The following is a 16,572-nucleotide window of genomic DNA, read 5'->3' as shown; positions in this document are numbered from 1 at the left end:
CGCTCCTCGTGGCGACACCCGGCGCGGCCGGGGGCGATACGCTGGGCGCATGGGCTGGCTGAAGCATCAAACGGTTATGGGCTTCGCCCGGAGCACGGTCAAGCGTGCAGCGATCGCGCTCTTCTCGGCGCAGGCGGTGGTCATCGTAGGACTCGTCGGCGTCGATACGTACCAGAAGCGTCAGCGCACCAAGCGGGACGGCTTCCCCCAGCCGGGGACCTTCAGGACGACGATCGCCGATACGGACACCACGGTCTACACCTATGGCGAGGACCTCTACGACGCCATGATCGCGGCGATCGACAGGGCCGAACACCAGGTCCTGCTCGAGACCTACATCTGGAAGGGCGACCATGTCGGCACCCGGTTCCGGGACGCCGTGAACCGTGCTGCGGAGCGTGGCGTGAAGGTCTTCGTCATCTACGACGGTTTCGCCAACCTCGTGGTCAACCCCTTCTTCTACAGGTTCCACCCGCTCGTCAACATCTACCGCTTCCCGGTCGTCCGCCCGTCGATCGTCTTCACGAACATCCGTGGAACGGGCTTCGACCACCGCAAGGTCCTCGTGGTCGACGACGAAGTCGGGTTCGTCGGCGGATACAACATCGGCTCGGACTACGCGACGAAATGGCGCGATACCCACCTCGAGATCCGTGGGCCGTCGGTGTGGGAGCTCCGGGAGGCGTTCGTCAGTTTCTGGAACTTCCGCGCCATCCCCCGCCGGCCCGAACTCCCCGATCTCAGCGCCTCCTTCTGGGAGCCGCGCATCCGTGCGGTGAACAACATCCCGGCCAACCTCGTGTTCCCGATCCGCGGCGTCTACCTCGACGCGATCAACCGGGCCGACCGGCACATCTTCATCACGATGGCGTATTTCATCCCCGACCGGCAGATCCTCGACGCCCTCCTACGGGCGAGCCGCCGGGGCGTCGACGTGCGCGTGATCCTGCCCGAGGACTCGAACCACGTGGTCTCCGACTGGCTGTCCCGAGGCTTCTACTCGGCGCTGATCGGCGCCGGGGTCCAGATCCTGCTGTACCAGAACTCGATGATCCACGCGAAGACGGCGACGGTCGACGGCGAGTGGAGCACCATCGGCACCGCCAACATCGACCGTCTCAGCCTGACCGGGAACTACGAGATCAACCTGGAGATCTTCGACCGCGCACTCGCGGCCACCATGGAGGAGATCTTCGCGGTGGACTCCTCCAACTGCCGGCGGCTCAGCCGGGAGGAATGGGAGAGCCGCCACGTCGTGGCCAGGGTCAGCGAACTCATCCTCGCTCCGCTGCGCCCGTTCCTGTAGCACCGGACGCCGTCCGACCCGGCGCGGAGAACCGCTCCAGGTATCCGTGCTGGGAGGATTCCACGTGCCCGGCCATGAGCCGCTCCGCCTCGTCCCCGTTCCCCGCGTCGATCGCCGCGAGAATCAGCCGGTGCTCGCTCCAGGACTGCTTCCCGCGGTTGTCGACGTCGGCTGCATAGAGCCACTCGATCTTCCCCGAGATCTGCCGGAGGAGCGCGGCGAGCGATGCGCTGCCGCTGAGTTCGGCGACCCCCAGGTGGAAGCGGATGTTCAGTTCGGGCAGGTCCGCGAGGGCGTCGGCCGCCACGGCGCGGTCGCCGTAGTCGAGGATGTCCGCGAGAGCACGCCTCGCAGGGAACCAACCCGTGCTCGGTGCATCGGCCGCAAACTGCTCTGCCGCCCGGCGTGCCGCGCGGCGTGCGATGGTCGCTTCGATGGCGCGCCGGACGGCGAAGAGGTCCTCGGCGTCGTCGAGCGGGATCTTCGCCACGGTGGAGCCGGCGTAGGGTTTCGACTCGACGAAGCCCTCCGCCTCCAGCGCACGCAGTGCCTCCCGCACGGGCACGCGGGAGACACCGTACCGAGCGGCGAGCGCCGCCTCCGTGACGCGGGCCCCGGGCGGCAGCTCACCGAGGATGATGCCGCGGCGGATGGCGTCGAGGACACGCTGCGGCGCTGAGGCGTCCTGCTCAGGCCGCATCCGCCGCGCCCGTCTGGTGCTCAGCGTCCTGCGGCATAGCCCTGTGCTCCCCGCGGGTTGGCGGCGGCGGACAGCACGCCGGTGTGGGAGTCTCGGGTGACGCAGGACAGCCGACCGAGGGCCCAGTCCCCCGCCCGGGTGATGACATGGCCCCGGCGTTCCAGGTCGGCGATCACGTCCTCGCCCAGCCGGTCCTCGACGACGGCGCCGCCCGGTTCCCAGGTGCGCGGCCAGAAGGAGCCGGGAATGGACGTGGTGTGGAGGGACGGTGCGTCGATGGCCTGCTGCGGCGTGTAGCCTCCGACGATGGTGCGGAGGATGTAGAGCAGTTGCCACTGGTCCTGCTGGTCGCCGCCGGGTGATCCGAGGGCGACGACGGGCTTGCCGTCCTTGAGGATGAGTGTCGGGGTGAGTGTGGTGCGGGGCCGCTTGCCCGGCTGCAGGGTGGACGGTGCCCCGTCCTCCAGCCAGGTCATCTGCAACCGGGAGCCGAGACAGAATCCGAGCTCGGGGATGGCGGGTGAGGACTGCAGCCATCCCCCGCTCGGCGTCGCGGAGACCATGTTGCCCTGCGCGTCGACGACATCGATGTGGCACGTGTCGCCGCGCGTCTCCCCGCTGCGCGAGACCGTCGGTTCACCCACCCCGGCGAACCCGCTGCCGCCGGCGAGGGCGGGCGGGGTGTAGTCGACCCGGAGCGGAGGGGTGAAGGGTTCGACACCCGGGACCCTCCCGGGCCGGAACTCGAGCGACGCCTCGTCCCCGATGAGGGCACGCCGCTCGGCGGCGTACTCCGGGGAGAGCAGGTAGTCCAACGGGACGTCGGCGTCGCCGTAGTACGCCTCCCGGTCGGCGATGGCGAGCTTCTGCGCCTCGAGGATGGTGTGCGCGCCGATCGCGGTGGACGGGTCGAGCCGCTCGTCGTCGAACCCGTCGAGGATGGCGAGGGTCTGCAGCAGCGCCGGGCCCTGACCCCAGGGCCCGGTCTTGGCGATGGTGTGGCCGCGGAACTGGAGGGTCGTCGCCTCCTCGTACCCGGCTTCGAAGCCGGCGAAGTCCTCGACGGTGAGGACACCCGCGTGGTCCAGCCCCGAGGAGTGCCGGTGGGGCGTCCGGACGAACCCGGCGGCCGTCTGGGCCACGAGTCCGGTGCGCCACTCGAGGCGGGCGGCGTCGATGCGTTCGGCCCGCGTGGCGCCGTCGGCCGCCGCGTCGGCCAGGGACCCGAGGACACGGGCGTATGCCTCGTTGCGGATGATCTCGCCCTCGCGTGGCGGCCTGCCCTCGGGCATCCAGAGGGCCGCCGACGTGGGCCAGTGTTCGGTGAAAAGGTCCGCCACGGCGGCGATGGTCGCTCCGACGCGGCCGAGGACGGGGTGGCCGTCGCGGGCATAGCCGATCGCGAAGGCCAGGACGTCCCGGAGCTCCCACGTTCCGTGGTCGCGCAGCAGGACCAGCCAGGCGTCGACGGCGGCCGGGACCGCAGCGGCGAGCGCGCCCGCACCCGGGACGAGTTCGAGTCCCTCGGCGAGGTAGTGCTCGCGGCTCGCGGCGGCCGGCGCAGGGCCCTGGCCCATGAGCACGACGGGCCTGCCGGGCTCCTCGGCGGTGGCGAAGACGCCGGTCATGTCGCCTCCCGGTCCGTTGAGGTGGGGTTCGACGACGTGCAGGACGAACGCCCCGGCGACGGCGGCGTCGAACGCGTTGCCGCCGCGTTCCAGCACGGCCTGCGCCGATGCCGTGGCCAGCCAGTGCGTCGATGCACTCATGCCGAAGGTGCCCTGCAGGGTAGGTCGCGTGGTGAAGGAGGGAGGGGAGGTGTACGTCATCGGCTGCCTTTCGACGGGAGCGCCCAGGGCGATCGTGCGCAGCGGCGGGGGCGTTCTCAGGGGCCGGTGCGGATTGAATACAATCAACGGTACGACCCTAGGCGTCGTATACATTCACGGCAAGACTGCAGACGAGGGACATCATCGTGAAGAACCGCGTGGCAACGGACAGGCTCCATCTCTGGCTCATGCTCGGCCTGACGTTCTCGACCGGCGTCATCGACGCCGTCGGCTACCTCGGCCTCGACCGCGTGTTCACGGGCAACATGACGGGCAACGTCGTTCTTCTCGGCATGGCCTTCACGGGTGGCACCGGTCTGCCCGTCCTCCGGCCCGCGCTCGCCCTCGCCTTCTTCATGGTCGGCGCGGCACTCGCCGGCCGCGTCCTGCGGAAGGGACCGGAGGGGTGGTCCGGGCGGACGACGGGCACGCTCCTCACGGTGGCCCTCGGGCTGACCGCCCTCGCGGTGTACGTCGCGCTCGTCGACGTGCAGGCCGAGGAGGTGCTCGGCAGCATCACCACCTCGGTGCTCGCGACGATGATGGGCATCCAGGCAGCGACGGCCAAACGCCTGAAGGTCGCCGAGATCACCACCGTCGTGGTCACGTCCACCATCACGGGCCTGGCGTCGGACTCCCGGCTCGCCGGCGGCAAGAGTCCCTTCTGGGCGCGCCGTTCCTCCGCGATCGCCCTGATCATGGCCGGCGCCGTCGTCGGCGCCCTCACGCTGAAGGTGGACCTCTGGCTCGGCGTGGCCGTCTCCGCACTGCTCTCCGCCGTCGTCACCCTCCTGGGCCACCTCCGCCACCGTCGGGACCGCAAGGCAGCCGTCGCAGGAAGCGCCAAGGAAACCGCACTACGGTAGAAGCATGGAACAGGTCGACCAGCAGTTCGAATTCCACCGCCTGGCCCGCTCGTGGCCGCAGTACCGGTGGTGGAAGCCGCTCCTCACGGCGCTGCTCGGAGTCGCCCTCTACGTGGTCTTCACGGTGGTCCTGCTGATCGCCGGAGCGGTCGCGGCACTCAGCACATCGGCGGACGTCTCGCAGTACCTCGACGCAGCGGCGGCGATCGACCTGAGCGACCCGGTGATCTTCGCCTTCACCCTGATCTCCCTGATCCTCATGATCCCGGCCCTCGCACTCGCTGTGCTGGTCACCGGCCCGCGGCCCTTCGGCCTGCTCTCGTCCGTGGCCGGCCGCATCCGCTGGCGCTGGCTGGCCCTGTGCGCCGCCGCAGCGCTGGCCGTGTTCCTGGTGAGCCTGGGCATTTCCACCCTCATCGGATTCCTCTTCCCGGAGGAGGCCGCCGCGGCGCCCGTGCAGCAGGACACGTCCACCCTGGTCGTCCTGCTGGCCCTCTCCCTCCTTGCCGTCCCGTTCCAGGCTGCGGCCGAGGAGTACGTGTTCCGCGGCTTCCTGATGCAGGCCGTCGGCGGCTGGCTCCGCCACCCCGCCTTCGCGATCCTGCTGCCCGTGCCGCTGTTCGTCCTCGGTCACCTCTACGATCCGCTCGGCCAGGCCGACGTCGCGATCTTCGCCGTCGTCGCCGGCTGGATCACCTGGCGCACCGGCGGCCTGGAAGCGGCCATTGCGGTGCATGCGATCAACAACATGACCATCTTCGTGCTCGGTGCCTTCGGCCTGGTCGACGTGAACTCCAGCGAGGGGTCCGTGAGCGGGCTCCTCGTGTCCGTGGCGACCATGGCGGTGACCGCCGGCGTCATCGTCCGCCTCGCGAACCGCCGCGGCATCGACCGGACCCGCACGGTCGTTCCGCAGGCCCCGCTCGAGCACGCCTACCCCTCGTACGCCCTTCCGGTGGGCGGGAGTGCGCCGTACGGGTACCAGGAAGCACCGGTTCGCAACCCCTGGGCACAGGAACTGTCCCAGGAGCAGCCGGGCGGCTACGACCCGTCGCAGTACGACCGCGCGCGGTACGCGCAGCAGCCCGCGGGCGTCGGGCCGGTTCCGGCACCGACTGTCCCCACTGCCCGGCCCACACCTTCGCCCGCTGCCGCGCCGCACCCCGCGCCGCGCCCCGCCCAACCGGCGCGGAGTATGGGAGACACCGTCGTCGGCCGGCCGGCCCCCTCGTCCGACGCGTGGGCCGAACCCGTGCCATCCGCTGGACCCGTGCCATCGGGAGCCCCCGCGCCCCTCGAATCGCAGCGCCCGGCGGCAGGGTCGCACCCGGCCAGGCGGGACGACGGCGCAGACCGCCACCCCACCGGCCCTGCACATCCGCCGGGACCAGGGCATCCTTCAGGGACGTCGCATCCCACCGGCCCGGGGTATCCCGCAGCGGGATGACCCGCAACGGCACTGGCCGGGAAGGGTGTTCGCCGGAAACGGTAGGACCAGGAATGGTAGGACCAGGAACGGTAGACCCCGGAACGGTAGAGCCCGCCGGCCTGTCGCCTGTCAGCCCTCGACGCGCAGGCCCATGCTGTCGGCGAGGAAAGGGGCCAGCAGCTGCAGCTGGTACTCATCGATCGTGGCGCCGCGCAGGCCGTCGAGGCCGCTGATGCCCCGGAAGCTGCTGGTGCGGAGGTCGGCGTCCTTCAGCTGGGCGCCGTCGAGCGTGAGTGTGCCGATCGTGCAGTCCTGCAGGGCCAGCCGGGTTGCCCGCACGCCCGTGAGATCCAGTTCTCCGATGATGCACCCGCTCACGAGCACGTCCGTCAGCCGGGCGCTGCGGAAATTCACGTAGTCGAGCTTGCCCCCGTCGAGGTGCACGCCGTCGAGCCGGCTGTCGTAAAGCTCCGCCGAACCCCACCGCGTGCTCCGCAGCGACGTCTCACGCCAGCTGCTCCGCGGAGCGCGGAAGACCGGGGCGAACAGGTCCTCGAAGGCGCATTCGATGAACCGCGCGCCGCGCAGCTCGGCGTCGTTGAGTGACACTCCCTGCAGGACGCATTCCTGCAGCGTGATCCCGGCGAGCTCCTCACCGTCGAAGGAGGCGCGTTCATACAGCTCCCCTTCCCGGTGGTCGCCGTCGAGCAGGTGCGGCTCCTCGACCCGCGTGACGTCCCGCGGTTCCCGCAGGGACAGTCGCGGGGCGTTCGTGGCGCTCGCCAGTGCTTTCCTGGCCATGGTCCCTCCGTCGTGGAATCACGTCATACATCCGTCATCGGTGCGACTGCACCGGCTCGCCAGTCTAGCTGCGCCGTCCGGTGCGGCCGCCACCCGGCGCTGCTGCGCTGAGCGTGTACGGGCTCCGCCCGTGCTTTACTGGCATTCGTCATTCCAGGGGGGAAAACGGATGGTCAGCGACCGCATGCAGAACACTCACGACCCGCGCTACGACGGGATCTACCAGCGCGGGAATCCTACGGGGGCCGCATCCAGCGCGGTGTCCCCCGCGCCGCGCGCACCAGCACTGCACTGGCCGACAGAGGACACCGCTACCCCCTCGGTGATCCGCGAGGTGGGATCCGAGGCACCCCGGCCACCAGAGCCCAGCCTGCCGCCCCGCAATCCCTTCGATGTCTGGGCCTGGGTCGTCGCGGCCGCGCTCGTGGCCCTCGGGGTGTACTTCCTCTCGGCCCCGATGATCCACGAGCAGCAGTACGTGGATCAGCTCACCCTGGGACAGATGAGCACGCCCTACAGCAACCCCTGGTTCAACTACACGGTCGCGGCCGCCCCGCCCCTGATCTTCCTCGGCGTCGCCACTGCCGTCGCCCAGCTCTTCGTGCTCTCCAACCGCCACACGCTGCGCACCCGCTGACGGCCGGTGCACGGGGAGGCGGGGCTGCCGTCCCCGTAGGGTGGACAGCATGGAATCGCCGATCGAAAGCTACCTCAGGACCATCCACCGGGAGATCTCCGATCTGCGGGACGGGAAGCCCTACAGCACCATCCCGGCGATGGCGAACGTCGATCCCGACAACTTCGGCATCTGCCTGACCACCGTCGACGGGTACATGTACGAGATCGGTGACACCCGGGAGGAGTTCACAATCCAGTCGATCTCCAAGCCGTTCACGTATGGGCTGGCCCTGTCCGACCTGGGGATGGAGGCGGTCGACGCGAAGGTCGACGTCGAGCCCTCGGGCGACTCCTTCAACGAGATCTCGCTGGCACCGGGCAGCGGACGCCCCTCGAATGCGATGATCAACGCCGGTGCCCTGACGGCGACCTCACTCGTCCAGTCCCGGGGCGGCAACACGCGCTTCCGGCGCATCGTGAACACCTACTCGCAGTTCGCGGGCCGGCAGCTGGGCGTCAACGAGGAGATCTTCCGGTCAGAAGTCGAGCACGGCCACCGCAACCGTGCCCTGGCCTACCTCCTGCGGTCCTTCGACATCATCGAGGACGACCCCACGCCCGTCATCGAGGACTACTTCCGGCAGTGCTCCGTGATGGTGAACTGCATCGACCTCTCCGTCATGGCGGCGACGCTCGCCAACTCCGGGCGCAACCCTCTCACGGGTGTCGAGGCGATGGACCTGCTGGCCGTCGAGAGAGTCCTGTCCGTGATGACCACCTGCGGCATGTACGACGACGCCGGATCATGGATCAGCACCGTGGGCATGCCGGCCAAGAGCGGAGTGGGCGGCGGGACCATCGCCGTCCTGCCTGGGCAGGTGGGCCTCGCCGTGTACTCGCCACCGCTCGACGAGCACGGCAGCAGCGTGCGGGGCATGGCCACGAGCCAGCGGCTGTCCCGCGACATGGAACTGCACTTCGTGCGTGCGGCGCGGGCCGGCCGGTCCGCGATCCGGGCCACTTATGACATCACGGCCGCACCCTCGGGCATCCGTCGGACCGACGAGGCGATGGAGGTCCTCCGCGACCAGGGGCACCGCGCCATGGTGATCGAACTCAACGGGGACCTCCTGTTCGCCGGCACCGAGTCCATGGTGCGTGCACTCAGCAGCCTGGACGACGACGTCGACTTCGTCATCCTCGACCTGCGCCGGGTGGACGAGGTGGCCGACGTCTCCCTCCGCCTGCTGGGCCAGTGCCGGGAGAACCTGGCGAAGGTGGACCGCGAGCTGGTCCTGATCGACGGCGAGGGCACGCTGGCGGAGACCTTCCGGGACGTCGATCGCCCCGTGCCCACCTTCGATACGCGCACCGCCGCCGTCGAATGGTGTGAGAACGAGCTCATCACGCGGTACGGCGGTGACCTCATCCTCCCGTCGGAGGTGGAGGTGGCGCAGTGCCCTGCGCTGAGCCCCCTCAGTGACGAAGATGTCGAGGCGCTCACGCACCGGATGGAGGACCGCACCTACGAGAAGGGCCACGTGGTGCGCCGGGTCGGGCAGTCCTTCGGGGGCGTCTTCTTCATCCTCTCGGGCAAGATCGTGACCTCCGTCCCCGGGCCCTCCGGTGAGCGCCTCAAGCTCACCACCCTGAGTGCCGGGATGACCTTCGGTGAACTGGCGCTGGGCAGCGACAACCGGCAGGAGACCACAGTGAAGGCGCTGGACAGCGTGCACGTGAAGGTGCTGACCGCACAGGCCATCCGGACCGTCGAGAAGGAAGACCCGCGGCTCGCCGTCGAACTCTGGAAGGCCCTGACCCGTGACGCCTACACGCGCGTGGACCTGTACCTGCGGGAGACCGCGGTGCGGATCCGCGACTAGAGCGGACGGCTCCGACCCCGGACGCGACTAAGGGGTCGCAGTGCACAGAAGCCGGACCGGACCACGAGCCCTTGCCTCTTCCCCGAGTGTCAACTAGTGTTGACGAATGGAGGTGAAGGGATTGAAGACACTCGTTGGATCGATGGATGGTAAGGGGCCCGCTGAATCCCTGCAGATCATTGCTGAACTGCACCGGGAGGTAGGGCGTGCAGAGGCCGGCCTCGTCCGGAGCGCCCGTCAGGCCGGATTGTCATGGGAGGCCATCGCCCAGTGCCTCGGGGTGAGCAAGCAGGCAGTCCACCGGAAGTACGGTAAGCAGTAGCGCGAGGCCCAGGGCCACTCGGTCCGCAGGAGATTCACCATCCCGGGACCTCTTAGCGACCTTTGCCTCCTGCCGCCCTCATGCCGTCGTGATCTCCCGCCGCTTCATGCCGAGTAGGGACGTGAGAGCGGCAAGGACAGCGATGCCGAGCATCCACCACGCACCGGTCCAGCCCGTCGTCGTACCGTCCGGCACAGGGGTGTGGGAGAACGGGAAGATGTTCCGGACATCCTTGTCCAGGCCCACCATCCCACCGAAGATGCCGAGGACGATGCCGGCTCCTAGGAGTGCCCAGCCCATCGCGATGGTGGCCGAGGGTCGGAGGACGAACACCAGCGCGGGGACGGCGAGGTAGATGAGTGCTGCGGGAAGCTGGGCCGCGGCTGTCTCCCACACGGTCCACCCCTCCACGGAGGTGTCGTGCGAGACGGTCAGGGAGACCCAGGCGCCGAATGCCGTCAGGACCATGATCAGCACCACCGAGGCCGCTCCCAGCACCAAGGCGATCCTCCGGCTGCGCCAGGAGGAGGCGGGCGGCACCGCGGAACTACTGCTTGCCGCCTCCGTTGGCCGGATGCGATGGCTGGCGAGCTACCTAGGTTTCGCCGCTGGAGAGATTGGGCCACAGCCGCACGTCACCGGGGACGTAGGCCAGGCGGCGGTGCACCTGCACTGACTGCGCCCATGGGTCGAGACCGAAGACGCGGGCCGTGCCGGCCGTGGCCCTGGCCAGGCCCAGCAGGATTCGGAGGGTGAGGGACTTGCCCGCACCGTTGGGCCCGAGGAATCCGTGGATCTCGCCGCGGCGGACCTCGAGGTCGAGTCCGTCGAGCGCGCGGACCCTGCCGACATGTCGCCTGCACCCGTGCTACTCCATCCAACGCCGCCGATGAGTTCGCGGTTGTGTTCAGAGAGCCAAGAACTAATTCGCTCGGCAGTCGCGGAATGTCGATTCCAGTCATCTATCTGCTCGCTCCTGGAATGCGTAACCACTGCCGGCCTCGACAACGACCAACCTTTCTCACCCCCGGTGAGCTCGAATTCCGGCATCATGGCCATCGGTACCCGCACCACGGTCACGCCCGGGATGTCACCGAGCCGGGAACCACTGTCGAACGACATATCCAAGATGACCCCGAACGGGGCAAGCGCTGAACTCGGCATGGACCATCCAAGCCGGGCGAACGCGCGCATGTCCTCATCAGGTCGGGCTCGACCAACTTGCATGCCGAGATAGCGGTGGATGAGGAGCAGGTGAATAACCTCGAGGCGGATTGGGGTGCGCTGACCGACTTGTTGCGGGTCGTCACCAATAACAGCGAGGACAGCGTGGGCGGAAGCCCGTAGCCCCTCGGCTCGTGATGTACAGCAGGGCGGCCACGCGTACGGGGGCCGCCCTTTCGTTTGTCAAAGGCGGACGCAGTATCTGCACAATATTGGCTCTCCTGGCCGTCTGAGTGTCTCTTCACTCCAGGACCACGGGTAACACTGGTCACATCTCAATCACCTAGTTCTGAAAGCCCGGCGCTGCGGTCTCACTCACTCGTGGAACAACGCTCCGGGGCCCTTCATGGTGCTGTGTCGTCTGGGGAGGCGTCAGCTTGTTCGCGTGGCCTTCTCAGCCATGCCCATCAGAAAGTGAACGTCATTAAAAAATCAACAAGCGCTCTACTTGATCGGTCCTCTCTATGAGGAAGTTATTGACCGTGGTCGCCCTGTCGGCGTTGGTTGCCACAGGGTGCTCAGCACCAACATTTGAAGGGACTCGTGCAGCGGTAAGCGCACCAGTCTCCATCGCTCCGGTAGCGGACACGTACGTTCAGGCTGATTTCCCGACCACGAACTACGGCAACAGCGTCCGTTGGAGCACAGAGGGCCGCAACTCCATGCGGCGCAACGCCCTCCTCAAGTTCAATGTGGTCGTACCGGCAGGAGAGCGGATCGTGTCCGCCAGGCTCCGGGCCTACTCAGAGGCGAGCGCAACGGCCACTGAGTTCGTTAACGTGCACAAGACGACCGGCGACTGGACCGAGACGGGTGTTACGTGGAACAACGCACCCGCCAGTGGGACGTGGCTGGGCAAGGCTGGTGGCTTCGCAGGTAGCTCGTGGGTGGAGTGGGACGTGACAGCCGCTACGGTGGCTGGGGCGAACAACTTCAAGCTCGAATCGGGTGCCCAGAAGTGGATCGGGTTCAAGTCCGACGAGTCCCCTGACCCCGCTCTCCGCCCGAAGCTCGTCATCACCACAGAGCCGACCGGGACCACCCCGACAACGCCTCCTCATCCCCTAACGGGTGATGGTACGACAGCTGCTTCCACCCAGAACTGGGGTCCAGTGGTAGCTGGGGACGAGTTCAACTACACAGGAGCGCCTGACGCCGCTAAATGGAGTGTCTACAACTCGGCTGGTCACGCAGGTAAGGGGCTCCGCAGCCCAGCGCAGGTCACCGTCGACGGGACGAAGGCAGTCCTGACTGGCACCCCGGATGGTACGACAGCCGGGATGAGCGCGAAGTTCGCCAACCAGATGTACGGGCGTTGGGAAGTCAGGGCCGCAGGCTCAGGCGACGACGAGTACCACATGGTCAGCATCCTCTGGCCTGACAGTGGGAACTGGCCGTGCGACGGTGAGGTTGATTTCGCTGAGACAACCGGCGACTGGAACGTCATCAAGTTCTTCAACCACTACTCGTGTGACAACCTGCAGACCTCAGGGTCGAAGGCCCTCGATGTCAGCCAGTTCCACAACTACGCGGTCGATTGGTCCCCAGCCGGGATCGTCGGATACGTGGATGGTGTGAAGTGGTTCGAGGACAAGACGCCCGGCCATCAGCCTCCCGGCCCGATGCACCAGACTCTGCAGCTTGACTGGTTCCCGAACAGCTCCGCCAACGGTGCAGGTGAAATGCGGGTCGATTGGGTCCGCGTCCACAACCCTGCAACCATCACGCAGCCGACTCCTACGCCTACCCCGACGCCGCCTCCTTCGACAGGAGGGTCGTTCGACTTCGCCGCCGTGGGTGACATGAATCCGTCAGGCAACACATCAACGACCTCAGCTTCGGGCAAGAACGCCAGCAGCATCAAGGCGGGACTGGCCGATGGGACGCTCGACAACTTCATCGGTATCGGTGACTTCCAGTACAGCGCCGGCAACTGCACGAACAGCAGCTACACGGGTGACACGTTCGCCAAGTGGGAAGCCGCAGGATGGGGTCCCGTAAAGGCGAAGACCCTGTGGACGGCTGGACCGAACCACGACCACCAGCCCGGACGTAACGCCGAGTTCGACAAGTGGATGGACGGTGCATGTGGAAGCACCGCCAAGTCGGCCACCAGCACTGACCCGACCCGCACCAACGCTAAGGGCTCAGGCACGGCAGCAGGTTTTCAGGCCGCTCACGAGTGGTACTCGGTAGACAGGGGCAACTGGCACATCCTGTTCGCCCCCACCGGAGCGTGGAGCTACAACGCCACACGTGCTCAGGCGATGACAGCCGAGATTGACGCCAACCTTGCAGCCGCCAAGGCTCGGGGGAAGCACCTGGCAGTCGTCTACCACGACCCGTACTTCACGTCGAACACGGCCTCACACAGCCGCTTCACGGAGGCCAAGCCTTGGATCGACGTGTTCCACAAGAACAGGGTGAAGGTCCTGCTCTCGGGTAGCCAGCACAACTACGAGCGCACGTGCCCGGTCAACAACGCTGACCAGTGCACCACCGATGGGATGCAGCAGTTTCAGGTATCCACGGGTGGTATCGGTCTGAGGGCGTTCACGTCCAGCCCGGCGTACGTCCAGAAGCGTTTCAGCGATACGTGGGGTCACCTGCGTATGAGCCTGAACGATAACGGCTCGTACACATGGCGGTTCGTAGGTGTACATGGCGGCACAGGAACCGATAGCGGTTCCCGCCAGTAGTCCAACTACCTGTGGGGCTGCCGTGTGGTGGCCCCACAGTCCCATATCTGAAAGGAGGCGAATCGTGAGCGTCACCATGTTTGCGGCTGGTATCACCGAATCGATCACCTCCGTAACCACCCGACCGGCGCTTCCACGCTTACCGCTGCGCCACCACCGGTACAAGCGTCACCGCAGCTGACTGGCGTGGACACACAAGGGCACGTCGCAGACGTGCATGAGAGGGTTGCCGGGGTGCAGGATTTCTTCGGTGAGGTGTTCGTAGGCGTGGCGTTGCGGCCGCAGGGTGCGTTGCTCGCCGTCCCGGGTGACCCAGAACCGCCCGCAGCCGTCGTCGGCGACGGCGGCGGCGGCGGTCCAGATCCAGCAGCCTTACGGTCGCGGGCCCTGTCTTGCCACCCTGTCGCGTAAGCAGAGGGGCCGGTGAAACCTGCGCGAGAATCTCCTCGCCTACATCAACGCGTTCTCCGACAACGTCCGTGACATCTTCACCAAGTACAAAATCGAGGACCGCATCGAAGAACTGGAGGGAAGGAATCTCCTCCTGCTTGTCCTTCAACGGTTTGCTGAGGTCGATCTCCACCCCGCACGGCAGAACCACGCAAGGCACCTAGACTGGCGTTTGGCCCGGCCACCAGGACGGGCCGGTGGAGTGAGGACGGACATGCGATGACGGTGCTGATAGCGGGCTGCGGGGACCTGGGCACCGAAGTGGGGCTGCGGCTGGCAGCTCGCGGCGAGCGGGTGATCGGATGGCGCCGCTCACCCGAACGCATCCCCGAAGGCATCGAGGGTAGAGCCGCCGACCTGACGCAGCCGCTGCCACCGATCCCGCAGGACACCGACGTCGTGGTGATCGCCACCGCGGCCGGGGACCGCAGCGAGGCTGCCTACCGCAGCGCCTACGTGGACGCGACCGGGAACGTGCTGGATGCCCTCGAGCGCGACGGCGTCCGGCCGCGCCGCATCCTCTTCGTGTCCTCCACCGCGGTGTACGGGGATTTCGACGGCGGCTGGGTCACCGAGGAGTCACCGGCGGAGAGCGCCGCCCCGACTGCCCGCCTCGTCCGTGAGGCCGAGCAGGTACTCCTCCGCCGCTCGGACCGCGGCACGGTCCTTCGACTGTCCGGCATCTACGGTCCGGGCCGCACGCGCCTGATCGACCAGGTGAAGGGCGGAACGGCAGTCCTGCCCGCCGAAGCCCAGTGGACCAACAGGATCCATCGCGACGACGCGGCGGCGGCGATCGTGCACCTGACCATGGAACTCGACGATCCCGCGCCAGTCTACGTCGGCAGCGACGAACAGCCCGTGGACCTCGGCGAGGTGCTGCAGTTCCTCGCCGCCGAACTCGGCCTGCCGGAGCCGCCATCCGGCGAGACGTCGTCCACGCGGGGTGGGGCCCGCCGCATGGACAGCAGCCTCCTGCGGTCCACCGGTTTCTCCTTCGCCTACCCGACCTACCGGGAGGGTTACCGGGCGGTGCTGGCAGGAAAGGGCGTCAGGCACCCGTAGTCGGGCCGGCGACCGCAGGCACGCCCGCCTTCGCCGTCAGGCGTCCCAGCCGTACCAGGGACCAGAGGAAGATGCTGACCACCAGCAGGTTGCGGAGGGTGAGCAGGACGGCGACGGCCGGGTTGAGCTCGTAGCGCAGGGCGTCGTAGAAGACCGGATAGACGAGGGTGGTCAGGCCGGCGGTCACCAGCATCGCGATCGCCGGGTAGCGCCATTCGGCCGCGCGGTCGAGCACGAGTCCGGCGGCGATCACGGCCGCGATCCACAGCATGAACTGCGGCGAGCCGACCTTGTTGAAGACCACGAGCGTACTCACGAGGGCCAGTGACCCGGTGGCGAGCAGGGCGTCGGCCCGAGCGCCGCGGTGGAGCGCGATCGCGAGGAATGCGGCGACCAGGACGACGGTCAGGGCGAGCAACGGCGTCATCAGGCCCCCGACCAGCCCGCTCAGCGCACCCCGCACCTCCATGGTGTTGATGACCTCGTCCTCGAAGAAGTAGGCGCCCGACGTTCCGGTGATCGCCTGCCACACCCCGGGAGTGCTCAGCGGAGCCTCCAGCTGCATGCCGCGCGCGCCCTGGGCGCTGAGGAAGCCGGTGAGGTTGCGGATGTCGCCCAAGGCCGCGACGACGCCCGCGATGCCCGCGGTGAGCGCGACGCCGGCGCCGAGGATGCGGAGCCGCCCCCGCCGGAGGGTGACGAGCGACGCGAGCACGACGGCGGCTGGCCACACCTTCATCCACGTCGCCGCGCTGAGCACGAGTGATGCCACGAACGGGCGTGCGGCGACGATGAGCAGTGCGGCCACCACCAGGGGCGCGGTCAGGCCGTCGATCCTTCCGACCGCCACCGGCCCGAGGAGCGCCGTGGCCGCAAGCCACCAGTACGCGGCGGTGAACGACGACGGCGTGCGCTGCCGGATCAGGGCCGCGGTGCCGACGGCGTTGAGGCCGGCGAAGAGGAGGAACCAGGCGAGCTGGTACAGGGAGGAGCCGAAGACCGTCGCCACGACCATCGGCACGAGGGCACCCACGGGATAGACCCAGGCGGTGTCGATGCCCTGCCAGACGCCGTCGTTCAGGGCCTGGTCCGCCCACTCACGGTAGAACCGGAGGTCACTGAGCACGTCGCCGCCGAGGATGAAGGGCAGCAGCCGCGCGAGGAACCCCACATGGAGAAGGGCGAAGAACAGCCAGACCGAGCGCGCACGGTTGCGGGTCTCCGGATGGGGCAGGCGGATGCGCACGGGAGCTCCTGGTCGGCGGGGTGGCGGCAGCGGCAAGTCTCTCATTCACGGCGGTGCCTCCGCTAATTCCCGGATGGGACACCTCTCAGGTTGCGTCCGACCGAAGACCCAGCGAGCTCCGGGGGCGCCCCGGC

General features: G+C 68.0%; 14 protein-coding genes and 1 pseudogene. 9 read left to right on the top strand and 6 right to left on the bottom strand.

The genetic code is table 11. From position 1 onward, the window contains the following. The first annotated feature begins 49 nt into the window (after positions 1–49). The gene (locus P5G52_RS16330; protein ID WP_301229466.1) at positions 50–1,306 is read left to right on the top strand and encodes a phospholipase D-like domain-containing protein; all 1,257 of its coding nucleotides are present in this window, start codon (positions 50–52) and stop codon (positions 1,304–1,306) included. Here the strand turns inward: P5G52_RS16330 and P5G52_RS16325 are convergent. Together P5G52_RS16325 and P5G52_RS16320 are read right to left on the bottom strand one after the other, a co-directional pair. Beyond that, positions 1,275–2,006: a GntR family transcriptional regulator gene (locus P5G52_RS16325; protein WP_301229464.1), complete on the bottom strand. Its 732-nt coding sequence runs from the start codon at positions 2,004–2,006 to the stop codon at positions 1,275–1,277. The genes P5G52_RS16330 and P5G52_RS16325 overlap by 32 nt on opposite strands. Positions 2,007–2,026: 20 nt before the next feature. Further along, on the bottom strand, positions 2,027–3,835 hold the full coding sequence (locus tag P5G52_RS16320; RefSeq protein WP_301229463.1) for a gamma-glutamyltransferase family protein: 1,809 nt from the start codon (positions 3,833–3,835) through the stop codon (positions 2,027–2,029). Positions 3,836–3,981: 146 nt separating this feature from the next. Here P5G52_RS16320 and P5G52_RS16315 point away from each other — a divergent pair, with 146 nt between their 5' ends. Continuing rightward, positions 3,982–4,701, top strand: a complete 720-nt coding sequence (locus tag P5G52_RS16315; protein ID WP_363321914.1) for a YoaK family protein — start codon at positions 3,982–3,984, stop codon at positions 4,699–4,701. Positions 4,702–4,705: 4 nt separating this feature from the next. After that, on the top strand, positions 4,706–6,148 hold the full coding sequence (locus tag P5G52_RS16310; RefSeq protein WP_301229461.1) for a CPBP family intramembrane glutamic endopeptidase: 1,443 nt from the start codon (positions 4,706–4,708) through the stop codon (positions 6,146–6,148). A gap of 111 nt (positions 6,149–6,259) precedes the next feature. On the opposite strand, the gene P5G52_RS16305 is transcribed toward P5G52_RS16310, so the two are convergent. Beyond that, positions 6,260–6,931, bottom strand: coding sequence for a pentapeptide repeat-containing protein (locus tag P5G52_RS16305; protein WP_301229459.1), 672 nt, complete (start codon positions 6,929–6,931; stop codon positions 6,260–6,262). Between the two features lie 169 nt (positions 6,932–7,100). Here P5G52_RS16305 and P5G52_RS16300 point away from each other — a divergent pair, with 169 nt between their 5' ends. From P5G52_RS16300 to P5G52_RS16290, 3 genes are all read left to right on the top strand, one after another. Continuing rightward, positions 7,101–7,568, top strand: coding sequence for a hypothetical protein (locus P5G52_RS16300; protein WP_301229457.1), 468 nt, complete (start codon positions 7,101–7,103; stop codon positions 7,566–7,568). A gap of 49 nt (positions 7,569–7,617) precedes the next feature. Beyond that, a complete protein-coding gene (gene glsA / locus P5G52_RS16295; protein ID WP_301229455.1) occupies positions 7,618–9,432 on the top strand; it encodes a glutaminase A in 1,815 nt (604 codons plus the stop codon). A 106-nt stretch (positions 9,433–9,538) separates the two neighbouring features. Beyond that, positions 9,539–9,754 (top strand): AsnC family protein, encoded by a 216-nt coding sequence (locus tag P5G52_RS16290; protein WP_301229453.1) that lies wholly within the window; start codon positions 9,539–9,541, stop codon positions 9,752–9,754. Positions 9,755–9,832: 78 nt separating this feature from the next. On the opposite strand, the gene P5G52_RS16285 is transcribed toward P5G52_RS16290, so the two are convergent. Then, on the bottom strand, positions 9,833–10,222 hold the full coding sequence (locus P5G52_RS16285) for a hypothetical protein (RefSeq protein ID WP_301229452.1): 390 nt from the start codon (positions 10,220–10,222) through the stop codon (positions 9,833–9,835). Here P5G52_RS16285 and P5G52_RS16280 point away from each other — a divergent pair. Next, on the top strand, positions 10,221–10,430 hold the full coding sequence (locus P5G52_RS16280) for a hypothetical protein (protein ID WP_301229450.1): 210 nt from the start codon (positions 10,221–10,223) through the stop codon (positions 10,428–10,430). The genes P5G52_RS16285 and P5G52_RS16280 overlap by 2 nt on opposite strands. On the opposite strand, the pseudogene P5G52_RS16275 reads toward P5G52_RS16280, so the two are convergent. Next, positions 10,356–10,604: pseudogene (locus tag P5G52_RS16275) on the bottom strand (ATP-binding cassette domain-containing protein); the annotation flags it as partial. The gene P5G52_RS16280 and the pseudogene P5G52_RS16275 overlap by 75 nt on opposite strands. Before the next feature lie 838 nt (positions 10,605–11,442). Between P5G52_RS16275 and P5G52_RS16270 the strand changes: the two are divergent. Beyond that, positions 11,443–13,677 (top strand): DNRLRE domain-containing protein, encoded by a 2,235-nt coding sequence (locus P5G52_RS16270; protein ID WP_301229448.1) that lies wholly within the window; start codon positions 11,443–11,445, stop codon positions 13,675–13,677. Positions 13,678–14,346: 669 nt separating this feature from the next. After that, complete coding sequence (locus P5G52_RS16265; RefSeq protein WP_301229446.1) at positions 14,347–15,192, top strand: SDR family oxidoreductase; 846 nt, start codon at positions 14,347–14,349, stop codon at positions 15,190–15,192. On the opposite strand, the gene P5G52_RS16260 is transcribed toward P5G52_RS16265, so the two are convergent. Next, positions 15,179–16,438, bottom strand: a complete 1,260-nt coding sequence (locus tag P5G52_RS16260) for a glycosyltransferase 87 family protein (protein ID WP_301229444.1) — start codon at positions 16,436–16,438, stop codon at positions 15,179–15,181. The genes P5G52_RS16265 and P5G52_RS16260 overlap by 14 nt on opposite strands. Between the last annotated feature and the right edge of the window lie 134 nt (positions 16,439–16,572).

Source organism: Arthrobacter burdickii, from assembly GCF_030433645.1.
Taxonomy (GTDB): domain Bacteria; phylum Actinomycetota; class Actinomycetes; order Actinomycetales; family Micrococcaceae; genus Arthrobacter_D; species Arthrobacter_D burdickii.
Note: the sequence above shows the minus strand (reverse complement) of the source record. Positions and strands in the feature narration are given on the sequence as shown.